We start from the raw sequence: 22,927 nt of genomic DNA on the forward strand, positions 1-22,927 counted from the left end.
CCAATGACATTTCTTGTGGAGGTGAAAATAACATGGTTAAAATCCGTCTGCGCCGTATGGGCGCTAAGAAGGCCCCCTTCTACCGCATCGTGGTGGCTGATTCCCGCTATCCCCGGGATGGCCGTTTCATCGAGGAGATCGGCACTTACGATCCCACCGCCGAGCCCGTGGCCCTGAAGGTGGACGCCGAGCGCGCCCAGGCCTGGATCAAGACCGGCGCCCAGCCCACCGAGACGGTGAAGGCCCTGCTGAAAAAAGCCGGCGCCATCTAAGGGAGGACAGCCGAATGAAAGAGCTCCTCACTTACATCGCCCAAAATCTCGTCGACCACCCCGAACAGGTGGAGGTCACCGAGCACGCGGGGGATGGAGAGACCACGCTGGAACTGCGGGTGGCATCCGAGGACATGGGCAAGGTGATCGGCCGTCAGGGCCGCATCGCCAAGTGGATCCGTGTCCTCATGCGCTCCGTGGGACAGCGGAAGGGCAACCGGGTCTCTGTGGAAATCACCGACTGAAAAGCGGCGGGTCTTGGCCCGCCGTTTTTTCTTCGTTATAAGGAGAAGCACTGATGAAAGACCGATTTTTGGAAGTTGGCGAGATCGTCAACACCCACGGGGTAAAGGGCGAGGTAAAGATCATGCCCTGGGCGGACTCTCCCGAGTTCCTCTGCCAGTTCGACACCCTCTATCTGGACGGCAAGCCCGTCAGGCTCCGCTCCGTCCGGACCAACAAGACCTTAGTGCTGGCCTCCCTGGAGGGGGTGGACACCGTAGAGGCCGCCATGCGGCTCAAGGGTAAGGTCCTCTCCATTGACCGCACCGGGGTGGTTCTGCCTGAGGGACGGCACTTCCTGGCCGACCTGATGGGCCTCACCGTGCTGGACGCCTCCACCGGCGAGGCGCTGGGCGTCATCCAGGACATCCTCACCCCTCCCGCCCATGAGGTCTACGTGGTGGGCGGCAAGGGGAAGGAGTACATGATCCCCGCTGTGGACGCCTTCCTGGCCGAGACCAACGTGGAGGAGGGCTATGTCAGGGTCAACCTTATCGAAGGGATGGAAAGCTGATGTACCGCATCGACATTCTCACGCTGTTTGACGAGACGGTGGGCGACGTCCTCTCCGAATCCATCCTGGGCCGGGCCCAGGAGCGGGACTTCCTCCGGATCGAGACCCATCAGATCCGGGACTACACCCTCAACAAGCAAAAGCAGGTGGACGACTACCCCTACGGCGGCGGCCGGGGGGCGGTGATGCAGGCCGACCCCCTCTACCAGTGCTGGAAGCACGTGGTGGACACCTACGGTCCCGGCCGCACCATCTACTTCTCCCCTGCCGGCGCCACCTTCCGGCAGGCCGACGCCAAGCGGCTGGCCGCTGACTACGACCACCTTATTTTGGTCTGCGGCCACTACGAGGGCATCGACGAACGGTTCATCGAGGAGTGCGTGGACGAGGAGATCTCCCTGGGGGACTTTGTCCTCACCGGCGGCGAGATCCCCGCCATGGCTGTGGCCGACGCGGTGAGCCGTCTGGTCCCCGGCGTCCTGCCCGACCCGGAGTGCTTCGAAAACGAGAGCCACTGGAACGGCCTGCTGGAATACCCCCAGTACTCCCGCCCCGAGGAGTGGCACGGGAAAAAGGTCCCCCCCATCCTCTTGTCGGGCAATCACGCCCTGATCGCCCGGTGGCGGCGCAAGCAGGCCATCCTGCGCACCAAGCGGAGAAGACCGGATATGTACGAAAAGCTGGACCTATTCTCCACCAAGGCAGACAGCAAGCTGATGGCGGAGCTGAAAGAGGAGTACCCCCAGGACTTTTAGGCCTTTTCCTTCTCACACTTGGCCCAGTAGTCTCTCAGCAGTTCCCGAAAGCCCGGCTCACCCTGGAGGAAATCATACTGCCCGTCGTCCAGCTCCCTCAGGAGACCGGGCAACACCTGAAGGCCGAAGTTCGGCGGCAGCCCCTCTCCCTTTTTCCTGGATATATGGTGGTACAGAGGGCTCTTTTCCTGCTCCCAGGGTGTCAGAAGGGCCGCCAGCATGGGCCGGAGCACCGCCAGAGTCCCGGGGCCGTCCTTCCGGGCCACCGCCGCCTGAAAGGGCGCCACAAAGCTGCCGTAATCCCACATTCCAAAGAGCGCTACCGCCTCCCGGGTCACCTCCGCCAACTGGTCCGCCCGGGACGTATCCCCCTCTTTACAGGCCAGGCTGACCAGGCTGTACAGAATGGTTTGGACCTCGTTGGCCGCCAGAAGGAACTTGCGCTCCAACAGTTCCCCCGCCTCCTCCAGCTTCCCCTCCTGAATGAGCAAGTTGGCCTGGAGCTGCTTTTTGTCCAGGGCGGGGCGGTCCGGAAGCCGGGCCAAATATCCTCTGGCCTTCTCATACTCCTCCCGGACGATGTATTTGGAGGCCAACAGAAAAACGGCGTGGTCCCTGGGCTGTTCCTCCTCCCCTTCCGCCACCCGCTCCAAAAGGGTGACGATCTGCTCTTCGTATGGCTTTCGTTCCTCGGCGCTCAGCCCCGACATGCGCAGGGAGCCGTCCAGCGTCAGGGCCAGCGTGTGGAAAAGCACCGGGCATCCGGGGTATTCCCTGGTCTTTTCCATCGCCATTTCAAAGCCCGCCGGAAAGCCGGATCCCTTGACAGCGGCCAGCACCTCTTTCACAAAGAGGCCCACCTCCTGGGGCGTCAGCTCCTTTTGAAAGCAAAACAGCGTGTTGGGGTCCACCCCCAGCAACCGGGCCAGCGGGGCGATCAGAGACAGGTCCGGCCAGGTGGTCCCCTTCTCCCACTTATTGACGGCGGGGGCCGTCACACCCAGGGCGGCGGCCACCTTCTCCTGGGTCAAGCCCAGCTCCTTCCGCCGCTGACGGATGATCTCGTTCATCGGCATGTTTGTCATCTCCAGACTTCAAATTGGATGAAACGCGTTTCTCAACACATATTGTATCAAGGGGATCTTTCCCCCGCAATGGAACAGCCGTTAACTTTTCATTTATGATATAAACCATTGGTTATATTTTTTCCCTTGAGATCCCTTTTCCGCTTTCTCTTTACTTTTTCCACCGCCCATGCTACAATGGATGAGCAAAGTAATCTTTAAAATGACATTTGGAGATATGCCCTATGAGTTTTAAAATCATTGTAGACAGCTGCTGCGACCTGACGGCCGCCCAATTCCATCAGGGTCCTTTCCTGCGTGCGCCCCTGACCATCTCGCTGGGCGGCGAGGATATCGTGGACGACGAGACCTTCGATCAGACCCACCTGCTGTGGCTCATGCGGGAGAACAGTGAGCCGCCCAAGACGGCCTGCCCCTCCCCCGCCCAATATCTGGACGCCTTTGCGGAGGCCGGGGCCGACGATCTCTACGTGGTCACCCTCTCCGCCCTGCTGTCCGGCTCCCACAACTCGGCCGCCCAGGCCAGGGCCCTGTGGCTGGAAGAGCACCCCGCCGCCCACGTCCATATCTTCAACTCCTGCTCCGCCGCCGCGGGCGAGGTGTGCGTGGCACTGAAGATTTTGGAGCTGGCGGGGGCGGGCCGGGACTTCAACACGGTGGTGAGCGAGACCTCCCGCTTTCTCACCTCCATGACCACCTACTTCGTGCTGGAGGACCTGGATCACCTGCGGAAGAACGGGCGGCTCACCGGCGCCCTCTCCCTGGTCACCGAGGCCCTGCGCATCAAGCTTCTGATGGGGGCCACCCACGAGGGGGAGATCAAAAAGGTGAGCCAGGCCCTATCCATCAAGCAGGCCTTGTCCAAGATGGTCTCCCTCATGGCCGCCGACATCAGCCACGTGGGCAAGACCCTCTCCATCGTCCACTGCAACAACCCGGACCGGGCCTTCTACGTCAAGGAGCTGGTGCTGAAATCCTGCCAGTTCAAGGACATCCTCATCTCCGACGCCCGGGGCGTCACCACGGTATACGCCAACGACGGCGGCGTGGTGGTGGCCTTCTGAAAAACCGATTGATACAAAAAAGTCCCGGCATCCAAATGGATGCCGGGACTTTTCCTTTGGAGATGTTACTCCGCCTTGGGAGCCTCCTCCGCCGAAGCGGCGGCAGGCTCGGCCTTGGGGGCCTCCGCCGCCACGGGGGCGGGCTCGGCTTTGGGAGCCTCGGCGGCGGGCGCCGCCTTAGGAGCGGCAGCCGCGGGGGCCGCCTTGGGGGCGGCGGGCTTGATCTCGGGCACCACGCCGTCCACAGTGATCAGATGGCGGGGGCACTTCTGGGCGCAGATCCCGCAGCCGATGCACTTGTCGTAGTCGATCTTGGCCAGGAAGTTCTCGATGACGATGGCCTCCTTGGGGCAGGCCTTGGCGCACAGAGAACAGCCGATACAGCCGTTGGAGCACACCTTGGTGACCACGGGGCCCTTGGCCTTGGAGGAGCAAGGGATGGCCACATGCTTCTTGGTCTTGTAGGGCTCCAGGGCAATGAGGTGGCGGGGACAGGCGTCCACGCACTTGGAGCAGGCCTTGCACTTCTCCTCGTCCACCACGGCCACGCCGTTACTGACATGGATGGCGTCGAAGGGGCAGACCTTCTCACAGGTGCCCATGCCCAGGCAGCCGAAGTCACAGCCCAGGGGGCCGCCGCCGGGCAGCCGGGAGGCGGCCAGGCAGTCGTTGACGCCCTGGTAGTTGTACTTGGTATGGTCCGCGCCGCAGCCGGTGCAGCGCACGGCGGCGATCTGCTTCACCGTCTCACCGGCGGCCACGCCCATGATCTCGCCGATCTGGGCCGCCACGGCCTCGCCGCCGGCGGCGCAGGCGTTGACGGGCGCGGTGCCGGCCACCACGGCAGCGGCGTAACCGGCACAGCCGGGGAAGCCGCAGCCGCCGCAGTTGGCGCCGGGCAGGCACTCGGAGATGGCCTCCTCACGGGGGTCTTTCTCCACGGCGAAAACCTTGGCCGCGAAGGCCAGGATGGCGCCGAAGATGGCGCCCATGATGGCCAGGATGGCCACACAGAAAATTACTTTATCCATTATTTTCTTCTCCCCCTTACCCGAAAAGCTTCAGGCCGGAGAAGCCCATGAAGCACAGGGCCAGCAGACCGGCGGTGACCAGTGCCACAGGGAAGCCCTCGAAGGACTTGGGCACCTCGGCGAACTCCAGCTTCTCCCGCACGGCGGCGAAGAGGTAGATGGCCAGCAGGAAGCCCACGCCGCCGGTGACGCCGTAGACCACGCTCAGAACGAAGCCGTAGCTGTTCTGGGTGTTCTGGAGCACCACGCCCAGCACCGCGCAGTTGGTGGTAATGAGGGGCAGGTACACGCCCAGGGCGCTGTACAGGGAGGGCATGGCCTTCTGGAGGAACATCTCGATGAACTGCACCAGGGAGGCGATGACCAGGATGTAGACGATGGTCTGCATGAACACCAGGCCGTTGGGCTCCAGGATGAAGTGGTTGATGGGCCAGCACACGGCGGAGGCCAGGCCCATGACGAAGATAACGGCCATGCCCATGCCGGAGGCAGTGTCGGTGGATTTGGACACGCCCATGAAGGGGCAGATGCCAAGGAACTGGGCGAAGATAAAGTTATTGATCAGGATAGCGCCCATGGCAACCGTGATTAAAGTCTGCCAATCCATTATTTCGCCACCTCCTCTTTCTTCTCCGCCTTCTTAGGCTTATTCAGGAAATACTGCATGACGGCGATGATCACCGCCAGGGTCAAAAAGCCGCCAACGGGCAGCGCCATGCCCAGAGCCGCGAAGTGGCTGGGCAGGATCCGCACCCCGTCGGGGCCCAGGACGCCGGTACCGAAGGTGCCGCCGCCCAGGAACTCGCGGATGACGCACATGACGATGAGCACCACCGTGTAGCCAAGGCCCTGGAAAACGCCGTCCACCGCGGAGGCGGCCACGCCGTTCTTATAGCAGAAGCCCTCAGCCCGGCCCAGGATGATGCAGTTGACCACGATCAGCGGGATGAACAGGCCCAGGCTCTCAGCCAGGTCCGGCAGATAGGCCTGAAGGGCCAGGTCCACCACCGTGACGAAGGTGGCGATGACCACGATGAAGCAGGCGATGCGGATCTTGTTGGGAATGACCTTGCGCAGCGCGGAGATGAAGATGTTGGACAGGGTCAGGATCACCAGCACGGACAGGCCCATGCCGATGCCGTTGAACAGCGTGGTGGTGATGGCCAGCACCGAGCACATGCCCAGGAGCTGGACCGTGACGGGATTCTGATGGATCAGGCCGTCCATGAATTGCTTCTTTACGTTCATGTTCCGTCCCCTCCTTAACCCACGCTCGCGGCGGCGGCCACGGCGGAGTTGACGCCGGCACAGACCGCGCGGGAGGTGATGGTAGCGCCGGTGATGGCGTTGATGGTGCCGCCGTCCTTGGTCACGGCTGCGGTGCCGGTCAAGCCGGCAAACTGGTCCTTGAACTGGGGCTTGCCGGCGTTGGCGCCCAGACCGGAGGTCTCGGCGGTCTTGGTGATTTCCACGCCGGTGACGGTGCCGTCATTGGCCACGCCCACCATGATGGTGAGGGTGCCGCTGAAGGAGCCGGGAGGCGCCACTTCCACCACGTAGCCGGCGTCGCCGGCCTTGTTGATGCTCTTGATGGTGGCGTCGTCCCCGGTGTACTCCACCGGGTCATAGCTGTCGGCGGGAAGCACGGCGGCCATGGCGGCGTCGGTCTTGGCTTTCTGGTTGGCGGCGATGGCGGGGCCGGTCAGCATATTGGCCAGGCCCAGCACCAGGGCGCACGCGGCGCAGATGGCGAACAAGGTGATGGTCAGCTTCGCCATGCCGGAATCGTTCTTTTTCACAGCGGTGGTCTCGCTCATGCCTCAGCGCCCCCTTTCTTAGCGGCCTTGGCAGCTTCCTTGGCGGCCTTCAGGTCCTCCTTGGAAACGCCGAAACGGCTGGGATGAGTGTACTTCTCGATGATGGGCGTACAGACGTTCATCAGCAGGATGGCATAACTCACGCCCTCGGGATAGCCGCCGAAGTAGCGGATGAAGACGGTAAGCAGGCCGCAGCCCACGCCGAAAATGATCTCGCCCTTGGGGGTGCACGGGCTGGTGACATAGTCGGTGGCCATGAAGAAGGCGCCCAGCATGAGGCCGCCGCCGAAGAGCTGGGAGAGCATCCACATGAAGTTGTTGTCGCCCTTGGCGAAGATCAGGGTCAGGACAGCCACGGTGCCGATGTAGGCGCCGGGGATGCGGATGTTGATGACGCCCCGGAAGATCAGGTAGGCGCCGCCGATGATAAGGGCCAGGGCGGACACCTCGCCGATACAGCCGCCCACGTTGCCGATGAACAAATCCTGGAGGGTGGAACCGGCCTCACCCAGCCAGGGCAGGGTGGCGGCGGCCACGGTGGAACCGTGCATGGTGCCCATGGGGGTGGCGGCGGTGACGGCGTCACCCACAGCGGCGGTGATGCCGAACCAGTTATTGATGCCCGGCTTCACCCAGGTGGTCATGAACACCGGGTAAGAGAGCATCAGGAAGGCGCGGCCCGCCAGGGCGGGGTTCAGGAAGTTCTTGCCCAGGCCGCCGAAGAGCTGCTTGACCACCATCATGGCGAAGAAGTCACCGATGAGGATGGTCCAGTAGGGCAGCGCCACGGGGCAGACAAAGGCCAGCAGCACGCCGGTGACGGCGGCGGACAGGTCCCCCGCGGTGCCGGGTTTCTTCAGGAGCTTGCGGTAGAGCATCTCAAAGGCCTCGCACCCGGCCACGGAGACCAGGGTGAGGACCAGGGCCCGGGGCCCGAAGAAGTAGACGCCCATGCACAAAGCGGGGATCAGGGCGATGAGCACGTCCAGCATCAGAGAGCGGGTGGACACCGGGGAGTTGACGTGGGGGGAGGAGGAGACTGTCAGCTTCAATTCCTTATTCTCATTCATGCTTTCGCCGCCTCCTTTGCCTCTCTGGCCGCCTTTTCCTTGGCGGCCAGCTCGCGGATCTCGAATTTCGCGGTGCGGAAGGACTGCACCAGGGGCAGACGGGCCGGGCAGATGTAGTTGCAGGAGCCGCACTCGATGCAGTCCATCACCCGCAGGGCCTCCACCTCAGACCAGCGGCGCTTGTTGGTGTTCATTCGCATGAACAGGGGCGTCAGGTGCATGGGGCAGGCCTCCACGCACTTGCCGCAGCGGATGCAGGTCTGGGCCGGGTCCTGGTCGGCGGCCTCCTCGGTGGTCATGCACAGGATGCAGTTGGTGGACTTCATCATGGGCACGTCCAGATTGAAGATGGGGTTGCCCATCATGGGGCCACCGTAGAGCACCCGGTCGGGGTCGGTCTTGAAGCCGCCGGCCAGCTTGATCAGGTGGCTGACGGGGGTGCCCACGGGAGCCATGACGTTCATGGGCTCGGCCAGGGCGCCGCCGGTGAGGGTGACGCCACGCTGGGTCAGGGGCTTGCCCTCCATCACCGCGTCGTAGACGGCGGCAGCGGTGGCCACGTTGCACACGCAGCACTTCACGTCGGCGGGCAGCTTGCCGGGAGGCACCTGACGGCCGGTGCACATCTGGATGAGCTGCTTCTCAGCGCCCTGGGGGTAGCGGGTCTTCAGCCCCTCGATATGTACGTCGCCGGCGGACCCCACCAGGGTCTTCAGGTGCTCGATGGCGTCGGGCTTGTTGAGCTCGATGCCGATGGTGGCCTCCTTGAGGCCGACGGCCTTGGCCATGAGCCGGGCGCCGCCGATGACGGCGTCTCCCCGCTCCAGCATCAGCCGGTGGTCGGAAGTGATGTAGGGCTCACACTCCGCGCCGTTGAGGATCAGGGTGTCAACTTTGCCGACCGCGCCGGAGAGCTTGACGTGGGTGGGGAAGCCCGCGCCGCCCATACCGGTGATGCCGGCGTTCTTGACGATCTCGATGATCTCCGCTCCGGTCAACGCTTCCACGTTGGCCCGGCGCTGGATGGAGGGATCGGGGGTGTCCTGGAAATCGTTCTCGATCACCACGGACATCATCATCCCGCCGCCGCCGTGGATCCGGGGCTCCACGGCAACGACCTTACCGGAGACACTGGCGTGGATGGGCGCACCCAAACCGGCGGTCTCGCCGATGAGCTGGCCCACCTTCACCTCGTCCCCGACGGCAACCACGGGCTTACAGGGGGCTCCCACATGCATGGACATGGGGATCACCACCTGGGCCGGTGCTTCCGCCAGGGGCGCTGTGGCCTTGTGCTCGGTCAGGTCCTTGTGCTCAGCGGGATGGACCCCGCCGAAAAACTGATGCAACATAGCCTCACCTCAATTTTCGCTTTCTCGTTCCCCAAAAGTCTTGCGCTTCAAACTCTTATATCATAGTTCATAATTTCACAAAAGTCCAGTCTCTCTCGGGAAAAAACAGTGAAATCAGTGCAATTCAGACCCTCAGTTTACTTTCTTTTACCCAGCAGCGGTAGGTTTTCCCTTCCCTCCCTGGACCTTCCGTCCATTGGCCCTGCCGCTTTACTTATTTAAATCAGTAAAATTCACCAAATGTATATTTCTCCGATTGACAAATCGGCCCGGCGGCATTATGATAATGCCTAACAACTAAAACTGACGGTCAGTTTAGTTGCGGTCCCCCCAACATGGGGGCATCCCAGCAACCATTATTGTAAAAACGCATTGACCGGGCCAGTAAGCCCGCCCCGCAAGCGCAGAGAGGAAGCGGCAGGTGCAAGCTTCCGTGAGGGGCGTAAGCTGAACATCACCCGAGAGCGGCTTCGTTGAACGGCGCGGCCCAGTAGGCGAAGACGGATACCCCCGTTACGGGTCCAGAGTGTGCGGGGGCAACCCTGCAAATTTAGGTGGTACCACGGAGTTGACAGGCTTCGTCCTATGATGGGACGAAGCCTGTTTGTTTTTCGATCCAGACCAACAGACCACAAGGAGGCCATTGACATGCGGATGACATGCGCGCAGATCATCATGGAGTGCCTGCTGGAACAGGGTGTCGACACGGTGTTCGGCTATCCCGGCGGCACCATTCTCAACGTCTATGACGAGTTTGAGCTCCACGGCTATAAGGACAAGATCCGCCATATCCTCACCGCCCACGAGCAGGGGGCGTCCCACGCCGCCGACGGCTACGCCCGCTCCACCGGCAAGGTGGGGGTGTGTTTCTCCACGTCGGGGCCGGGGGCCACCAACCTGACCACCGGCATCGCCACCGCCTATTACGACTCCTCCCCCGTGGTATTCATCACCGTCAACGTGGCAGAGCCTCTGGTGGGCAAGGATACCTTCCAGGAGGTGGACATCACCGGCATCACCATGCCCATTACCAAGTGCAACTATCTGGTGCGCCGGGCAGAGGACGTGGCGGATGTGATGCGGGAGGCCTTCGCCATTGCCCGTTCGGGCCGCCCCGGGCCGGTCCTCATCGATATTTTAAAGAATGTGACCTACGACAGCGCCGACTACGAGTATTTACCGGTTTCGGAGCACAGCAAGCACGGCCGTCTGGCGGCGATGCTCCGTCGGGCCTCCCACGATCTCAAGACCCCGGAGCCAGACCACGGCGATATATCCAAGCTGCTGGCCATGATTGAGGAGGCGGAACGGCCTTTGGTCCTGGTGGGCGGCGGTGTCATCCGCTCCAAGGGGGCCGTGCCCGAATTCCGAAAATTCATCGAACGGTTGAACGCCCCCGTGGCCTCCACCATCATGGGCGGCGGCGCCTGCCCCGGAAACCACCCCCTTTTTACCGGCATGATCGGCATGCACGGCTCCCACGCCTCCAATCATGCGGTGTCAGCGTGCGACCTGCTCCTCGTCATCGGCTGCCGCTTTTCCGACCGGGTCGCCACCGACCCCAAGAGCTTCGGGGCGCAGGCTAAAATCGTACAGATCGACATCGACCGGGCGGAGATCGACAAAAACGTAAAGACGGACCACCACATCATCGGCGACGCGCGCAGGGTCCTGGAGCTTCTCAACTCCGAGCTCCCCGCCCACGACTATCCCCAGTGGAAGGAGTGGGTCTTCTCCCACAAGGAGGTCCCTCTCAAAAAGGACGGCATCCTCCATCCCCACGAAATCTTGGAAACCATCCAGGCAGTCTCCCCCGGCGCCATTGTGGCGACGGATGTGGGGCAGCACCAGATGTGGTCGGCCCAGTATTACCATTTTGACCGCCCCGGCCAGCTTATCACCTCCGGCGGCTTCGGCACGATGGGCTTTGGTCTGGGGGCCGCTATGGGCGCTCAGGTCGGCAATCCCGACCAGAGAGTCTTCCTCTGCACCGGCGACGGCTGCTTCCGCATGAACTGCCATGAGCTCTGTACGCTGGAGCATTACCACATCCCCGTCATCATCCTGATTTTCGATAACCGCACCCTGGGCATGGTCCGACAGTGGCAGCACCTCATCTATGGCGAACGCTATTCTCAGACCGACCTGGACCGCGGTCCCGACTTCGTGAAGCTGGCCCAGGCATACGGCATCAAAGGCGCGCGGTGCCAGACCCAACAGGAGCTGGCGGCTATCCTGCAAGAGGCCGTCTCCTCCAATGAACCCTGGGTCGTGGACTGTGCCATTGACAAGGACGCCATGGTCCATCCCATGGTATCCGGCGGCGCTCCCGCCACCGACTTCTTGCTGGATTAAAGGACGGAGGGGCAGATATGAAAGAATTCAATTCGCGCCGGACCTTGTCCGTCCTGGTGGAGAACGCTCCCGGCGTCCTCTCCCAGGTGTCCCGCCTTTTTTCCCGGAAGGGCTACAACATCGAATCCCTGGCCGTGGGCACTACGGATGACCCGGAGGTCTCCCGCATCACCATTGAGGTCATCAGCGACGATTCCATGACGGAACAGATCATGAACCAGCTTCGGAAGCTCTTCCCCGTCTACTCGGTCCAGGAGTTGCTGCCCGAGCGGTCCATCCGCCGGGAGCTGGTGATGTTCAAGGTGACGGCCGAGACCGCCGACACCCGCAACGAGGTCATCCAGATCGCCAACATCTTCCGGGCTTCCATCATCGACGTCTCCATCAAGTCCCTTACCCTGGCCCTCATCGGCGACGAGTCCAAAGCCGAGGCCATGCAGAAGCTGCTGGAGACCTTCGGCATCCTGGAGCTGGTGCGCACCGGCATGGTGGCCCTGGAGCGGGGCGCCTACACCATCAGCGACGAGAATAAGGAGAAGGCGGAGTTCAGCCTGGGCAAAAACCTGCTGTGACCCCGCCCCCCTATTTGTATCACATGTTACATTCTTTTCTCACCACCTGTGCGATACTGGAAGTAACCACCTATATTAAAAGGAGTGTTTTATCATGGCAAAGATGTACTACGAGAAGGACTGCGACCTGAGTTACCTGAACGGCAAGAAAATCGCCATCATCGGCTACGGCTCCCAGGGCCACGCCCACGCCCTCAACCTGAAGGACTCCGGCTGCGACGTTTGCGTGGGTCTGCGCCAGGGCTCCAAAAACTGGGCCGAGGCTGAGAGCCACGGGCTCAAGGTCATGACCGTGGCCGACGCCGCCAAATGGGGCGACATCGTGATGATGCTCATCAACGACGAGGTCCAGGCCGACGTCTACAAGAAGGACATTGCCCCCAATCTGGTGGAGGGCAACGCCCTGGCCTTTGCCCATGGTTTCAACATCCGCTACCAGCAGATCGTCCCTCCCGCGGGTGTGGACGTCTTCATGGCCGCCCCCAAGGGCCCCGGCCACACCGTCCGCTCCACCTACGTCGCCGGCAAGGGCGTGCCCTGCCTGGTGGCCGTGGAGCAGAACGCCACCGGCAACGCCTATAAGATCGCCCTGGCCTACATCGCCGGCATCGGCGGCGCCCGGGCCGGCGTGATGGAGACCACCTTCCACGACGAGACCGAGACCGACCTCTTCGGCGAGCAGACCGTCCTGTGCGGCGGCGTGGTGGATCTGATGCAGTGCGGCTTCGAGACCCTGGTGGAGGCCGGCTACGAGCCTGAGAACGCCTACTTCGAGTGCATCCACGAGATGAAGCTCATCATCGACCTCATCAACAAGGGCGGCGTGGGCATGATGAACTTCTCCATCTCCGACACCGCCGAGTACGGCGAGTATGTCTCCGGCCCCCGGGTCCTCCCCCACGAGGAGATCAAGAAGAACATGCGGGCCGTCCTCTCCGACATCCAGGACGGCACCTTTGCCGGCAAGTGGATCGCCGAGAACAAGAACGGCCGCACCTTCTTCAACTCCATGCGGGCCAATCTGGCCAAGCACCAGATGGAGGTCGTGGGCGGCGAGCTGCGGAAGAACATGATCTGGGGCGACGATCAGGATATGGACACCGCCTCCAAATAAGGCTGTTTTCCTTGACAGAAAAAGGCGCGAACGGTACAATCAGGGTACCTTTCGCGCCTTTTTATTTTCTGTGTTCAGGAGGAATTCTCATGAAAAAGCGTATCCTGCCGGCGCTGCTGGCCCTCATCCTGGCGCTGGGGGCGTTGTCCCCGGCCCTCGCCAAGGGAATGGTTCCGGACGGAGCCTATTGGAAGGAGCTGACCTGGGACGAGGGGGCCGCGCTCGTGGAGCAGCTGAAAACCGACTCGAACGCGTCGGCCATCCTTTTTCTCTACTCCCACAACTGCACATACTCCCAGACCTGGATCCCCCAGTTCAGGGAATACGCCGAAGCCCACCAAATTCCCCTGTTCGGCCTGGACGACACCCTGTACTCCGGGGAGACTTCCGAACACAACAGCATTGAATTCGGGACCACCATCTCCGGGGGATACCCCGTCGCCCTGCTCTATCACGGCGACGGCCGGGAGGCCGTCAGCAGCGTCCGCTCCATGGAGGCCTTCGAGGCGGTCCTCAACAGGACGGCTCAAACCAGCGGGGACTTTGTGCTCAACCAGGAAAACCGGCTGCTGCGGTATCTGGGGGTTGGGGGCGACGTGGTGATCCCCGACGGGGTCCTTTCCATCGATCCCTCCGCCTTTGAGGGCTGCGATACCGTGCGCAGCCTGGTGGTGCCCGAGGGCGTGACCGAGCTGGAGGACCGGGTGTTTCGAGGCTGCGGCAATCTGGAGGAGATCACCCTGCCCAGCACCGTCACCAAACTGGGGGCCGGCGTCTTCTCGGCCAACCAAACCCTGCGGCGGGTGAACATGGGCGCCTCCGGGATCACGGAACTGCCGCCCCGATGCCTGAGCAACAACTACGCTCTGAAGGAGCTGATCCTCCCCCACGGCCTGGTGAGCATCGGAGACTGGGCCATCAACAATACGGCCCTGCCCGAGCTGGTCATCCCGGCCAGCGTCACCACGCTGGGCAAGAACGCGCTGGGTCAGAATTTCAAGCTTCAAACCCTGCGTTTTCTCGGCCACAAGCCCCAAATGGCCACGGGAGAGGACGACAGCCTCGCCCGCTCCAGGGGCGCGGCCATCTATCCGGCGGACGACCCCACCTGGGGGAGCGTAGAGACCCTGCTGGCGGAGCATCCCTCTCTGAACTGGGGCGGGCTGCCGGGGCAGATCACCCCCCTCCCTGCCCGGAGCGAGCTTGACGACGGCACCCTGGCCGATTGGGCGGCGGACGAGGTGGCCCTGGCCGCCTCCTACGAGCTGACCGCGCCGGCCGACCGGCAGAGCTACAGCCAGCCCATCACCAGAGTAAACTTCTCCCAGCTGATGATGCGGGTGGTGGAAAAGGTCACCATGCAGACCGTCCGGGAGATCTGGAACAGCGACAAGGGGGACGTGCCCCCCTTCTCCGACGTCAGCAACATCTACACCTTCGCCGCCGCGAAGCTGGGCCTGGTGAGCGGCCGGGGCGACGGATGCTTCGACCCGGAGGGGGCCATCATCCGCCAGGAGGCGGCGGTGATGCTGGCCCGGACGGCCCAATACCTGGGCGCGGCCGGCGCAGGCGCCCAACAAGACTTTGCCGACCGCGGGGACGTTGCCTCCTGGGCGCTGGAGAGCGTCGATCTGGTCTCCGGACTTACCACCCCGGAGGGGCGGGCGGTCATGGGAAGCACCGGCTCCGGCTTTTCCCCCTTGGCCACATACAGCAATCAGGAGGCCCAGTGCTCTTTTCTGCGCCTCTATCAGGCGGTCACCGTCCTCGACTCCTAAGCCGTAATAAAAGTGCCTGTCCCGGACGGGACAGGCACTTTTTTCGTCCTTTCAGCAGGCGAAGAGGCACCAGCGCACGCCGAAGCGGTCGGTAAGGTCCGCCATCAGGGGGCTGTAATCGCAGGGCCCCAGCGGAAAGTGGACCTGGGCTCCCTCTTTCAGCGCATCGTAGATCTTCCGCACCAGGGCCTCGTCCCTCTCCTCAAAGTGGAGGCAGAACTGCATCACGCTCCCCGTCTCGGCTGCCGTCCCCGGCATAGCCTCGGATACCGCCAGGATTTGGCCGTAGACGTCCAGCTCGGAGTGGTAGTACGTCCCGTCAGAATTGAGATAGCTGTCCAGAAGCGGGGCGTCAAAAGCCTTCTGGTAGAAGGGAACGGCCCCGTTGCTCCCCCGCACATAGACCTGGAACATGGATCGCTTCATGAAAAACATCTCCCTTTTCGATTTTCCCCATGTTACCATCCATTCTTCCCGCGGGATTGTAAAAACCGGACCTTTCGCCTCAGCGCGGGGAGGGCTCCTCCAGCCCCATCACGTCCATGGCGTGGTGCATGTGGATGGCCATAGCGTGTTCCGCGCCGCTCTCGTCCCGCTTTTGAAAAAAGTCCATCAGCAGGGCATGGTCCCGGCTGGTGTCCTCCGCCAGCTCCTGGGCGTGGCCGCCGGAGACGATGGCGGCGGTCACCGCCTCGCCGATGATGGGCATGAGCCGGGCCATAAACTCATTGTGGGCGGCCCGGACAATGGCGGCGTGGAAATCTCGGTCGGCCTGGGTGCGGTCCCGGCCGGAGCAGATGCACCGCTCCACTTCCCCGCCCCTAGCTAGGATCTCCTCCATTTCCCCCTCCGTGGCCCGGCGGCAGGCCAGGCGGGCCACCTGGGGCTCAAAGAGGAGGCGCAGCTCAAACAGGTCCTTGAGCTGCGCCCGCCCCCTGTCCAGGGCGGCGAAGCCGAAGTCGTCCAGCTCCCCCGCCCCCTCGGCCACGAAGGTCCCCTTTCCCCGGCGGACCTCCAGCACCCCCTGGGCCGCCAGGGTGCGGATGGCCTCCCGCAGAGTGGCCCGGCTCACCCCCAGCTCGGCGGACAGCTCCACCTCTCCGGGCAGCTTTTCCCCCGGCGCCAGCCGCCTCTCCACCGCCACCATGGCGTAGAGCCGCTCCGCCGTCTGCTGGGACAGATTCTTTTTCTCCATCTCCGCCACCTCGTTTTCCTTGACATCCTTTTCCCTATCATATAATATATTGTCATACAACGCAAGTGTAGTCAGACAACTTTTTTACATAAGGAGGAACCTCCCATGCGCAGTGACAACGTGACCAAGGGCGCCGAGCGCGCCCCCAACCGCTCCCTCTTCTATGCCCTGGGCTATACCAAGGAGGAGCTGGAGCGCCCCCTCATCGGCGTGGTCTGCTCCCAGAACGAAATCGTCCCCGGTCACATGAACCTGGATAAGATCGCCGAGGCGGTGAAGGCCGGCATCCGTCTGGCGGGAGGCACCCCCATCGAGTTCCCCGCCATCGCCGTGTGCGACGGCATCGCCATGGGCCACGTGGGCATGAAATACTCCCTGGTCTCCCGGGAGCTCATTGCCGACTCCACCGAGGCCATGGCCCTGGCCCACCAGTTCGACGGCCTCGTCATGATCCCCAACTGCGACAAGAACGTCCCGGGCCTCCTGATGGCCGCCGCCCGGCTGAACATCCCCGCCATCTTCTGTTCCGGCGGGCCCATGCTGGCGGGCACCATGACCGACGGCCGCCGCACCTGCCTGTCCCACATGTTCGAGGCGGTGGGCGCCTACAAGGCGGGCAAGCTGGATGAGGCCGGGCTGGAGGAGTACGAGAACAACGCCTGCCCCTCCTGCGGCTCCTGCTCGGGGATGTACACCGCCAACTCCATGAACTGCCTCACCGAGGGCATCGGCATGGCCCTGCGGGGCAACGGCACCATCCCCGCCGTCCTCTCCGCCCGGCTGCGGCTGGCCAAGCACACCGGCATGCAGATCATGGAGCTGGTCAAGAAGGACATCCGACCCCGGGATATCATGACCGAGGCCGCCTTCCACAACGCCGAGACCCTGGACATGGCCCTGGGCTGCTCCACCAACTCCATGCTCCACCTGCCCGCCATCGCCCACGAGTGCGGCATTGAGCTCTCCTTCGACTACGCCAACCAAATCTCCCAGCGCACCCCCAACCTCTGCCACCTGGCCCCCGCCGGGGACACCTATATCGAGGACCTGGACCGGGCCGGCGGCGTCTACGCCGTCATGAAGGAGCTCACCAAGAAAAACCTGCTGGACACCTCCGGGATGACCGTTACCGGAAAAACCGTGGCGGAAAACCTGGAGGGGGTGGAAAACCTGAACCCCGACATCATCCGGCCCATCGACAACCCCTACTCCCCCTACGGCGGCATCGCCGTTTTAAAGGGCTCCCTGGCCCCCGACGGCTGCGTGGTGAAGCAGTCCGCCGTAGCCCAGGAGATGATGACCCATACCGGCCCCGCCCGGGTCTTCGACTCTGAGGAGGAGGCCATCGAGGCCATCTACGCCGGGAAGATCGTCTCCGGCGACGTGGTGGTCATCCGCTATGAGGGCCCTAAGGGCGGCCCCGGCATGCGGGAGATGCTCAACCCCACCTCCGCCATCGCGGGCATGGGCCTGGACAAGGAGGTGGCCCTCATCACCGACGGACGCTTCTCCGGCGCCACCCGGGGGGCCTCCATCGGCCACGTCTCCCCCGAGGCGGCCCTGGGCGGACCCATCGCCTTCGTGGAGGAGGGGGACACAATCTCTATTGACATCCCCAACCACTCCATCGAGCTGAAAGTGGACGAGGCTACCCTGGCCGCCCGGAAGGCCAAGTGGGCCTGCCCCACCCCCAAGATCACCACCGGCTACCTGGCCAGATATGCCAAGCAGGTCACCTCCGCCGCCCGCGGGGCGGTGCTGGAATAACAAAAAAGCGGCTCCCTCCGTATGGAAGGAGCCGCTTTTTTACTCTTCGGCCCAGAGGGGCAGAAAATCCGGCGTCCAATCGCCCGGAACACTCTGGAGCTCCGGTACATTGGCCCGGCTGGCGGAGGTGACTGATATAACGCAAAGAAAACGGACGGCGGGTCCTTTCGACCCGCGGCCTGTTTTTTTAATTATTAGAGGTCCTCCAGCGGCACTGTGTAGAAATAACGGGTGTTATTCAGGTTGGCGTACCACATGACCTGGTCGCCCACCACCTGGGGCTGGCAGGTGGAGATGTTGTACCCCTCCAGGGTCCCGGTCTTATCAGAGGGGGAACCATCCTTGTTCAGCACCACGTACTTCACGTCCAGGGGCTTGTCGCTGTAGACATAGCCGTTGCGGTCGTATCTCTGGTACTCCTGCCACAGGACGATGGCGCGGCCGTCGGGGAGGGAACAGACAGTGGGCATGAAGCCGAACTTCTCGCTGTCGTGCCAGTAGTCGCCCACCACGTACTCCTTGGCCCCGGTGGTGGAGACATTGTTCATGGGCACTGCGGCGACCACGATACGGAACATGGACTCGGCGGGCTCGTCGATCCAGTATTTCGGGTCCCGCTCCCCCGCAGTGGCGACATAGTGGGTGGCGGTGGCGGCGGCGTCACCGTAGGTGAGGCCGGGGATGCCGGTGCCGGGCTGGGGGAACATATAGCCGGCCTGGCTCTCGTCGGGGTAGGAGAAGGGGGCGGTGTCCGCCCGGTAGAAGGTGAGGGCCCGGTGCATATCGGCGTCCGCCACGTCGATGGTGACGAAACTGTCCTTACCGGCCACAATGTCGGTGCCCAGGGAGTGGCTGGTGCCCCAGCCGCGGGTGCCCTTCTCCTGGGTGTAGTTCTTCATATTGAATCCCAGTGTGGCGCTCCCCTGGTGGCTCTCGCCGGTGTAGTCCACATAGTAGGTTTTGGAATAGTGGAGGATGACGGTGTCCCCCAGCTCCACCATGGCCGCGCCGCCGCCGTAGAAGGGCGTTTGCAGTTGGTTCTCGTTTCTGCCGTCGCCCCGGACGGAGACAGCCCCCAGGCGGTTCCAGTCCGCGTCGTACTTGACGATGCGCAAGACCTCCAGGCTGTCGTCCTCGCCCAGGTTCTCCTGACCGTAGCAAATGTAGTTATAGGTCTCGCCGTGAAGGAAGGCGCCGAACATGGGCAGCTCCTCCGGCAGGGTCTTGGTGCTGATGCGGCTGAAGTCAGAGGTGTCGTAGACCGAGACCTCCACGCTGCCGTAGTTTAGAAAATCGTTGTCATAGCCCGGGCGTGCGCTGGCGTCCACCACCGTGACGGTGCCGTTGCCGCTGTCGTAGAGGGAGCAGGTCTTGGGATACTCATAGTTGGGTGTGCTGCCGAGGCGGGCGTTCTGGTATTTTTGATAGTCGTCCTCGGCCCCGCCGTTGACGGTGACCCGGTGGACACCCTCTATCGACGCGCCGGACCAAAGGCCCACTACACCGGTCTCCTGGTCCCAGGTGACGGTGAAGCCGGCCAGGTCGGCGATGTCCCGCAGGCGCAGATAATTGTGGCCCTCGATGGCATAGGCCTTGACTTGGCGCTCCACGCCGTCCACGAAAATCGGGTTTGCCGAAGGCACGGCCTTGGAGTCGTAGAGGTCCCGGGAGGCAAGGAAATTGGGGATCGCCTTCTCGGCGGTATACTCCACACCGGGGATAACCTCCACGGAATTGGTCTCGGCGTTGTACTGCACGTCAAACGGGGTCGTGCTGTAATTCATGGCCAGGGCCACATGGCGGAGCTGGACATAGTGCTCGTCTCCGATAAGATAGCTGGCGAACATGTTGTTTTCGTACTCGTAGGGCAGATTTCTGCTGTGCATCTTTCCGTCGATGCGGAAGTACATGGCGACCCCCTTCGCCTGTATGGCCTCCTCCGCCGCCAGCGCGGGCGAGGCCACGGTCAGCGCCAAAACCACCGCCAGGAAAAAGGAACAAAATCGTTTCATATACGTCGCTCTCCTTCTCTTTATGTAACTTGCTCCAATATACTACGCATATGAAATTTCGTCAAGAAAACAATTCCTATTGACACATATCGAATATTGATATACTATAATGATAGCGATAATCGATATAGTCCAAAGGAGGTGAGACCTTGGCCCGAAAAAAGCTGGAAACTTTGACCGAGCAGATGTATTACGTCCTCCTCTCCCTCACCAGGGAGCCCCGGCACGGCTACGGCATCATGCAGGATGTGGCCGGCCTCACCGACGGGCGGGTGACCATCGGGGCGGGCACCCTGTACGCCCTCCTCTCCCGATTTGAGGCCGAGGGGCTCATCGCCCTCACCGACATGGAGGAGGGACGGAAATACTACCTGCTCACCGCCGAGGGAAAACGGGTGCTGACCGAAGAATACGACCGGCTCCGCCGCCAGGTCTCCGACGGGGCTGCCATCCTGGAAGGAGGGAAAACGCTGTGAAGATCCGCTGGTTCCCCTATCAGCTGGCCGACGCCAAGGCCATGGAGGCCGAGCTCAACCGCTTGGCCGCGGAGGGCTGGAAGCTGAAGTGGCTCCGGCTGGACCTGGCCTGCTTCCGCCGCTCCGGCCGCCGGGACCTGCGCTACGCGGTGGAACCCCGGCCCATATGCTATTCCGACCAGGACCAGGCGGCCTGGGATCAGGCCGACCGGGACTACATACAGCTCTGCGCCGACGCCGGCTGGGAGGCGGCCCTGACCACCCGCCTTTTCCGTATCTTCACCTCCATCCCGGGCCGCTCTCCCGCCCCGCTCCAGACCGACGACGCCCTCTACTTTGAGTCCAAGTGGGACCGCCAGCTCCGGGCCACGGCCATATCCTCCCTGTGGGACCCCTTCGCCCGGCTCCTCCCCCTCCTGGTCATCGGCTGGCTGGACCAGATGCACCTGTGGATGTTCCTGTCGAGCCCCGGCGCCATCCTCTTATCGGTCACCCTTCTCTTCTTCCTTCTCCTGAATCTCTTCCGTTCCCTCTCCCTCTTCCACACCTGGCGGCAATTCCGCCAGTGCGTGGAGCAGGGAGAGGAGCTCCCGGTCTCCAGCCCGGCGGCGGTCAGGCTCCGGGGGGTGGCCGGGTCGGCGGTCTGGCTCCTCATTCTGCTCTTTCTGTTTTTGAGCCTGTCCCTGGGCAGCGGACAGCGCACCTGGCAGTACGGGGATCCCGGCGCCGCCCAGCAGATGGCGGCCCAGCCCGTCCTCCGGCCGGAGGATCTGGGGCTGGTGTCCTCCTCTGCCCAGTCCCTCTCCCTGGAGCGCTCCCCCTTCCTCTTCAAGGTCTCCGCCCTCACCTTCGCCCAGGACGGACCGGACATCGACACACTGCGTTATGAGGCCCGGTGGCCCTGGCTGGCGGAAATCATCGCCCGAGACCTTATGAAAGACATTACCCGCAACCGCAGCCACCGAAGCGGCCTCTACACCGCCCAGGTCGGCTTCGTCCCCCTCGCGGCCCCCGGCCTCGACGCCGCCTGGACCGCCCCGGCGGAGCGGGGACACCAAATCCTGGTATTCCAGGCCGGGACCGTGGCCGCCCGAATCACCGCCCCTCTGGACCTCACCGAACCGGAAATGCTGGCGGTCATCCAAGCCAGGCTTCTGGGGATGGACGCCATGCGCTGAAAGGAGTGACACGCCGTGAAAACCACCTGCTGGAAACTTTTCCGCTATCTGGTCATCGACCACAAGGCCGCCCAGGACTGGCTCAATGAAATGGCCGCGGAGGGCTGGGAGCTGGAGCATATCTACCTGGGCCTCTTCGCCCGGTTCCGCCGGACGGAACGGAGGGATCTGACCTACTTTTTGGATTGGACCTCCGCTCTGGAGGACGCGGAATACCTCCAGCTCTGTTCCGACGCCGGGTGGGACTTTGTGCAAAGCGTGGGCTATCTCAATTTCTACGCCGCCAAGCCGGGCGCCCGCCCCCTCCCCATCCAGACCGACCCGGAGCTGGAATACCAGCGGTTTCAGAAAAAAACGGCCCGGAATGTCCTGTTCAGCGCGGCCTATCTGGCCGTCCTGCTGGCCGTATGCGTTTGGATCATGCTGACCAGGACCACCCCCTCCCAGTTGCTGGCCGACCTGCTGACCTCATACAGCACCCTTGTTTTTCTGGGGCTTACCGCTCTTCCCGTGTCCCTGTTCCTGGCCCTGTACCTGTTCCTCGTCCTCCGGTGGAGCCTGGCGTGCCGGCGGGCCCTCCGCCAGGGGGAGCCCCTCCCTGTGGTGGGACAAGCCCAGGCCCGGAAAAGGGGCCTGCTGCGGGTGGCGGGGCGGGGGTATCTGTTCCTGTGCGCGCTCTTTTTCCTGGCGGACGTGCTGATCAATCAGGTCTTTTCTATCTCCTTCGCCCTGACCCTGCTGGTCCTCCAGGGCATCGTTTTCCTGGGCAGCAGGAAGGACGACCCCTCCAGGCACCGGCAGGCAAAGTCCCACATCCTGAGCTTTCTCCTGCCCATACTGATCTGCTCCTTCCTCTCCTTCCCCCTCCAGGCCATCCTCCCCCACCGCGCCCCGTCCTTTCCCCTCCCCCATGGGGAAGAGGGCTACCGCCAGCGGGACAGCCTTATCGGCAGCCGCCTCCGTTGGAGCTGGTACTCCGACCCCGCCGATGAGGACCACTTCCGCTGGACGGCAAATCTCTATATCTGGGCCTCCCCCGCCCTGATGGAGCGGTTTTCCCCCTACTCCACCGACGGCCTGGAGCCGGTGGCTGACCATCCGGGGCTCTGGCGGATCGCGGACGACCGCTACCTCTTCTGTCAGGGGACCTCCCAGATGGAATTGACCAGCATCACCCGGGAGGATTTTTCCGACGAGCTCTTGTACCTAGTGACGGGTATTCAGCGAGGTGGATGACG

General features: G+C 63.0%; 23 protein-coding genes and 1 other annotated feature. Of the genes, 13 read left to right on the plus strand and 10 right to left on the minus strand.

The features are described from left to right. Positions 1 to 32 precede the first annotated feature (32 nt). From rpsP to trmD, 4 genes are read left to right on the plus strand one after another with little or no spacing between them, the layout of a single operon-like run. Complete coding sequence (gene rpsP, locus AAEU42_RS04725) at positions 33 to 272, plus strand: 30S ribosomal protein S16 (protein ID WP_342232387.1); 240 nt, start codon at positions 33 to 35, stop codon at positions 270 to 272. Between the two features lie 14 nt (positions 273 to 286). Further along, complete coding sequence (locus tag AAEU42_RS04730) at positions 287 to 517, plus strand: KH domain-containing protein (RefSeq protein WP_342232388.1); 231 nt, start codon at positions 287 to 289, stop codon at positions 515 to 517. Between the two features lie 53 nt (positions 518 to 570). After that, complete coding sequence (rimM, locus tag AAEU42_RS04735; protein ID WP_342232389.1) at positions 571 to 1,068, plus strand: ribosome maturation factor RimM; 498 nt, start codon at positions 571 to 573, stop codon at positions 1,066 to 1,068. Further along, a complete protein-coding gene (gene trmD, locus AAEU42_RS04740; protein WP_342232390.1) occupies positions 1,068 to 1,823 on the plus strand; it encodes a tRNA (guanosine(37)-N1)-methyltransferase TrmD in 756 nt (251 codons plus the stop codon). The genes rimM and trmD overlap by 1 nt, the downstream gene beginning before the upstream one ends. On the opposite strand, the gene AAEU42_RS04745 is transcribed toward trmD, so the two are convergent. Beyond that, positions 1,820 to 2,899, minus strand: a complete 1,080-nt coding sequence (locus AAEU42_RS04745; RefSeq protein ID WP_342232391.1) for a helix-turn-helix transcriptional regulator — start codon at positions 2,897 to 2,899, stop codon at positions 1,820 to 1,822. The two genes, trmD and AAEU42_RS04745, sit on opposite strands and share 4 nt — an antisense overlap. A 233-nt stretch (positions 2,900 to 3,132) precedes the next feature. On the opposite strand from AAEU42_RS04745, the gene AAEU42_RS04750 reads away from it, so the two are divergent. Then, positions 3,133 to 3,972 carry a DegV family protein gene (locus tag AAEU42_RS04750; RefSeq protein ID WP_342232392.1) on the plus strand — a complete coding sequence of 280 codons (840 nt, stop codon included), beginning with the start codon at positions 3,133 to 3,135 and terminating at the stop codon, positions 3,970 to 3,972. Between the two features lie 65 nt (positions 3,973 to 4,037). Here the strand turns inward: AAEU42_RS04750 and AAEU42_RS04755 are convergent, their stop codons facing one another. From AAEU42_RS04755 to rsxC, 6 genes are read right to left on the minus strand one after another with little or no spacing between them, the layout of a single operon-like run. After that, on the minus strand, positions 4,038 to 5,003 hold the full coding sequence (locus tag AAEU42_RS04755; RefSeq protein WP_342232393.1) for an RnfABCDGE type electron transport complex subunit B: 966 nt from the start codon (positions 5,001 to 5,003) through the stop codon (positions 4,038 to 4,040). A gap of 16 nt (positions 5,004 to 5,019) precedes the next feature. Then, complete coding sequence (locus tag AAEU42_RS04760) at positions 5,020 to 5,610, minus strand: electron transport complex protein RnfA (RefSeq protein ID WP_342232394.1); 591 nt, start codon at positions 5,608 to 5,610, stop codon at positions 5,020 to 5,022. Further along, on the minus strand, positions 5,610 to 6,251 hold the full coding sequence (rsxE, locus tag AAEU42_RS04765; RefSeq protein WP_342232395.1) for an electron transport complex subunit RsxE: 642 nt from the start codon (positions 6,249 to 6,251) through the stop codon (positions 5,610 to 5,612). The genes AAEU42_RS04760 and rsxE overlap by 1 nt, the downstream gene beginning before the upstream one ends. 14 nt (positions 6,252 to 6,265) lie before the next feature. Further along, entirely contained in the window at positions 6,266 to 6,820 is a 555-nt protein-coding gene (locus tag AAEU42_RS04770; protein ID WP_342232396.1) for an RnfABCDGE type electron transport complex subunit G, read from the minus strand. Further along, positions 6,817 to 7,890, minus strand: coding sequence for an RnfABCDGE type electron transport complex subunit D (locus AAEU42_RS04775; protein WP_342232397.1), 1,074 nt, complete (start codon positions 7,888 to 7,890; stop codon positions 6,817 to 6,819). Before AAEU42_RS04775 ends, AAEU42_RS04770 begins: the two co-directional genes overlap by 4 nt. After that, positions 7,887 to 9,242 (minus strand): electron transport complex subunit RsxC, encoded by a 1,356-nt coding sequence (rsxC, locus tag AAEU42_RS04780; RefSeq protein WP_342232398.1) that lies wholly within the window; start codon positions 9,240 to 9,242, stop codon positions 7,887 to 7,889. The genes AAEU42_RS04775 and rsxC overlap by 4 nt, the downstream gene beginning before the upstream one ends. A 363-nt stretch (positions 9,243 to 9,605) precedes the next feature. Then, positions 9,606 to 9,831, plus strand: a binding site (T-box leader). A gap of 59 nt (positions 9,832 to 9,890) precedes the next feature. Between rsxC and ilvB the strand changes: the two genes are divergently transcribed. From ilvB to AAEU42_RS04800, 4 genes are all read left to right on the plus strand, one after another. After that, a complete protein-coding gene (gene ilvB, locus AAEU42_RS04785) occupies positions 9,891 to 11,597 on the plus strand; it encodes a biosynthetic-type acetolactate synthase large subunit (protein ID WP_342232399.1) in 1,707 nt (568 codons plus the stop codon). Positions 11,598 to 11,614: 17 nt separating this feature from the next. Further along, the gene (gene ilvN, locus AAEU42_RS04790) at positions 11,615 to 12,169 is read left to right on the plus strand and encodes an acetolactate synthase small subunit (RefSeq protein ID WP_342232400.1); all 555 of its coding nucleotides are present in this window, start codon (positions 11,615 to 11,617) and stop codon (positions 12,167 to 12,169) included. A gap of 94 nt (positions 12,170 to 12,263) precedes the next feature. Next, complete coding sequence (gene ilvC, locus AAEU42_RS04795) at positions 12,264 to 13,283, plus strand: ketol-acid reductoisomerase (protein ID WP_342232401.1); 1,020 nt, start codon at positions 12,264 to 12,266, stop codon at positions 13,281 to 13,283. Between the two features lie 89 nt (positions 13,284 to 13,372). Then, positions 13,373 to 15,061: a leucine-rich repeat protein gene (locus AAEU42_RS04800; protein ID WP_342232402.1), complete on the plus strand. Its 1,689-nt coding sequence runs from the start codon at positions 13,373 to 13,375 to the stop codon at positions 15,059 to 15,061. Positions 15,062 to 15,112: 51 nt separating this feature from the next. Here AAEU42_RS04800 and AAEU42_RS04805 read toward each other — a convergent pair whose 3' ends face one another. Both AAEU42_RS04805 and AAEU42_RS04810 read right to left on the minus strand, forming a co-directional pair. After that, positions 15,113 to 15,487 (minus strand): VOC family protein, encoded by a 375-nt coding sequence (locus AAEU42_RS04805; RefSeq protein WP_342232403.1) that lies wholly within the window; start codon positions 15,485 to 15,487, stop codon positions 15,113 to 15,115. 79 nt (positions 15,488 to 15,566) lie between these two features. Next, on the minus strand, positions 15,567 to 16,256 hold the full coding sequence (locus tag AAEU42_RS04810) for a FadR/GntR family transcriptional regulator (protein WP_342232404.1): 690 nt from the start codon (positions 16,254 to 16,256) through the stop codon (positions 15,567 to 15,569). Positions 16,257 to 16,361: 105 nt separating this feature from the next. On the opposite strand from AAEU42_RS04810, the gene ilvD reads away from it, so the two are divergent. After that, positions 16,362 to 18,023 carry a dihydroxy-acid dehydratase gene (gene ilvD / locus AAEU42_RS04815; RefSeq protein ID WP_342232405.1) on the plus strand — a complete coding sequence of 554 codons (1,662 nt, stop codon included), beginning with the start codon at positions 16,362 to 16,364 and terminating at the stop codon, positions 18,021 to 18,023. A gap of 194 nt (positions 18,024 to 18,217) precedes the next feature. Here ilvD and AAEU42_RS04820 read toward each other — a convergent pair whose 3' ends face one another. Next, positions 18,218 to 20,035 (minus strand): stalk domain-containing protein, encoded by a 1,818-nt coding sequence (locus AAEU42_RS04820; protein WP_342232406.1) that lies wholly within the window; start codon positions 20,033 to 20,035, stop codon positions 18,218 to 18,220. A 149-nt stretch (positions 20,036 to 20,184) separates the two neighbouring features. Here AAEU42_RS04820 and AAEU42_RS04825 point away from each other — a divergent pair, with 149 nt between their 5' ends. From AAEU42_RS04825 to AAEU42_RS04835, 3 genes are read left to right on the plus strand one after another with little or no spacing between them, the layout of a single operon-like run. Beyond that, the gene (locus AAEU42_RS04825) at positions 20,185 to 20,511 is read left to right on the plus strand and encodes a PadR family transcriptional regulator (RefSeq protein WP_342232407.1); all 327 of its coding nucleotides are present in this window, start codon (positions 20,185 to 20,187) and stop codon (positions 20,509 to 20,511) included. Beyond that, positions 20,508 to 21,689: a DUF2812 domain-containing protein gene (locus AAEU42_RS04830; protein ID WP_342232408.1), complete on the plus strand. Its 1,182-nt coding sequence runs from the start codon at positions 20,508 to 20,510 to the stop codon at positions 21,687 to 21,689. The genes AAEU42_RS04825 and AAEU42_RS04830 overlap by 4 nt, the downstream gene beginning before the upstream one ends. A gap of 15 nt (positions 21,690 to 21,704) precedes the next feature. Next, the gene (locus tag AAEU42_RS04835; protein ID WP_342232409.1) at positions 21,705 to 22,925 is read left to right on the plus strand and encodes a DUF2812 domain-containing protein; all 1,221 of its coding nucleotides are present in this window, start codon (positions 21,705 to 21,707) and stop codon (positions 22,923 to 22,925) included. Positions 22,926 to 22,927 lie beyond the last annotated feature (2 nt).

Source organism: Pseudoflavonifractor phocaeensis (assembly GCF_038439875.1).
Classification (GTDB): domain Bacteria; phylum Bacillota; class Clostridia; order Oscillospirales; family Oscillospiraceae; genus Vermiculatibacterium.

Excerpts from the sequence above, each read along its gene's own strand:
- rpsP (WP_342232387.1), top strand. The coding sequence starts at position 33 with ATGGTTAAAATCCGTCTGCGCCGTATGGGCGCTAAGAAGGCCCCCTTC.
- AAEU42_RS04730 (WP_342232388.1), top strand. The coding sequence starts at position 287 with ATGAAAGAGCTCCTCACTTACATCGCCCAAAATCTCGTCGACCACCCC.
- rimM (WP_342232389.1), top strand. The coding sequence starts at position 571 with ATGAAAGACCGATTTTTGGAAGTTGGCGAGATCGTCAACACCCACGGG.
- trmD (WP_342232390.1), top strand. The coding sequence starts at position 1,068 with ATGTACCGCATCGACATTCTCACGCTGTTTGACGAGACGGTGGGCGAC.
- AAEU42_RS04745 (WP_342232391.1), bottom strand. The coding sequence starts at position 2,899 with ATGCCGATGAACGAGATCATCCGTCAGCGGCGGAAGGAGCTGGGCTTG.
- AAEU42_RS04750 (WP_342232392.1), top strand. The coding sequence starts at position 3,133 with ATGAGTTTTAAAATCATTGTAGACAGCTGCTGCGACCTGACGGCCGCC.
- AAEU42_RS04755 (WP_342232393.1), bottom strand. The coding sequence starts at position 5,003 with ATGGATAAAGTAATTTTCTGTGTGGCCATCCTGGCCATCATGGGCGCC.
- AAEU42_RS04760 (WP_342232394.1), bottom strand. The coding sequence starts at position 5,610 with ATGGATTGGCAGACTTTAATCACGGTTGCCATGGGCGCTATCCTGATC.
- rsxE (WP_342232395.1), bottom strand. The coding sequence starts at position 6,251 with ATGAACGTAAAGAAGCAATTCATGGACGGCCTGATCCATCAGAATCCC.
- AAEU42_RS04770 (WP_342232396.1), bottom strand. The coding sequence starts at position 6,820 with ATGAGCGAGACCACCGCTGTGAAAAAGAACGATTCCGGCATGGCGAAG.
- AAEU42_RS04775 (WP_342232397.1), bottom strand. The coding sequence starts at position 7,890 with ATGAATGAGAATAAGGAATTGAAGCTGACAGTCTCCTCCTCCCCCCAC.
- rsxC (WP_342232398.1), bottom strand. The coding sequence starts at position 9,242 with ATGTTGCATCAGTTTTTCGGCGGGGTCCATCCCGCTGAGCACAAGGAC.
- ilvB (WP_342232399.1), top strand. The coding sequence starts at position 9,891 with ATGCGGATGACATGCGCGCAGATCATCATGGAGTGCCTGCTGGAACAG.
- ilvN (WP_342232400.1), top strand. The coding sequence starts at position 11,615 with ATGAAAGAATTCAATTCGCGCCGGACCTTGTCCGTCCTGGTGGAGAAC.
- ilvC (WP_342232401.1), top strand. The coding sequence starts at position 12,264 with ATGGCAAAGATGTACTACGAGAAGGACTGCGACCTGAGTTACCTGAAC.
- AAEU42_RS04800 (WP_342232402.1), top strand. The coding sequence starts at position 13,373 with ATGAAAAAGCGTATCCTGCCGGCGCTGCTGGCCCTCATCCTGGCGCTG.
- AAEU42_RS04805 (WP_342232403.1), bottom strand. The coding sequence starts at position 15,487 with ATGAAGCGATCCATGTTCCAGGTCTATGTGCGGGGGAGCAACGGGGCC.
- AAEU42_RS04810 (WP_342232404.1), bottom strand. The coding sequence starts at position 16,256 with ATGGAGAAAAAGAATCTGTCCCAGCAGACGGCGGAGCGGCTCTACGCC.
- ilvD (WP_342232405.1), top strand. The coding sequence starts at position 16,362 with ATGCGCAGTGACAACGTGACCAAGGGCGCCGAGCGCGCCCCCAACCGC.
- AAEU42_RS04820 (WP_342232406.1), bottom strand. The coding sequence starts at position 20,035 with ATGAAACGATTTTGTTCCTTTTTCCTGGCGGTGGTTTTGGCGCTGACC.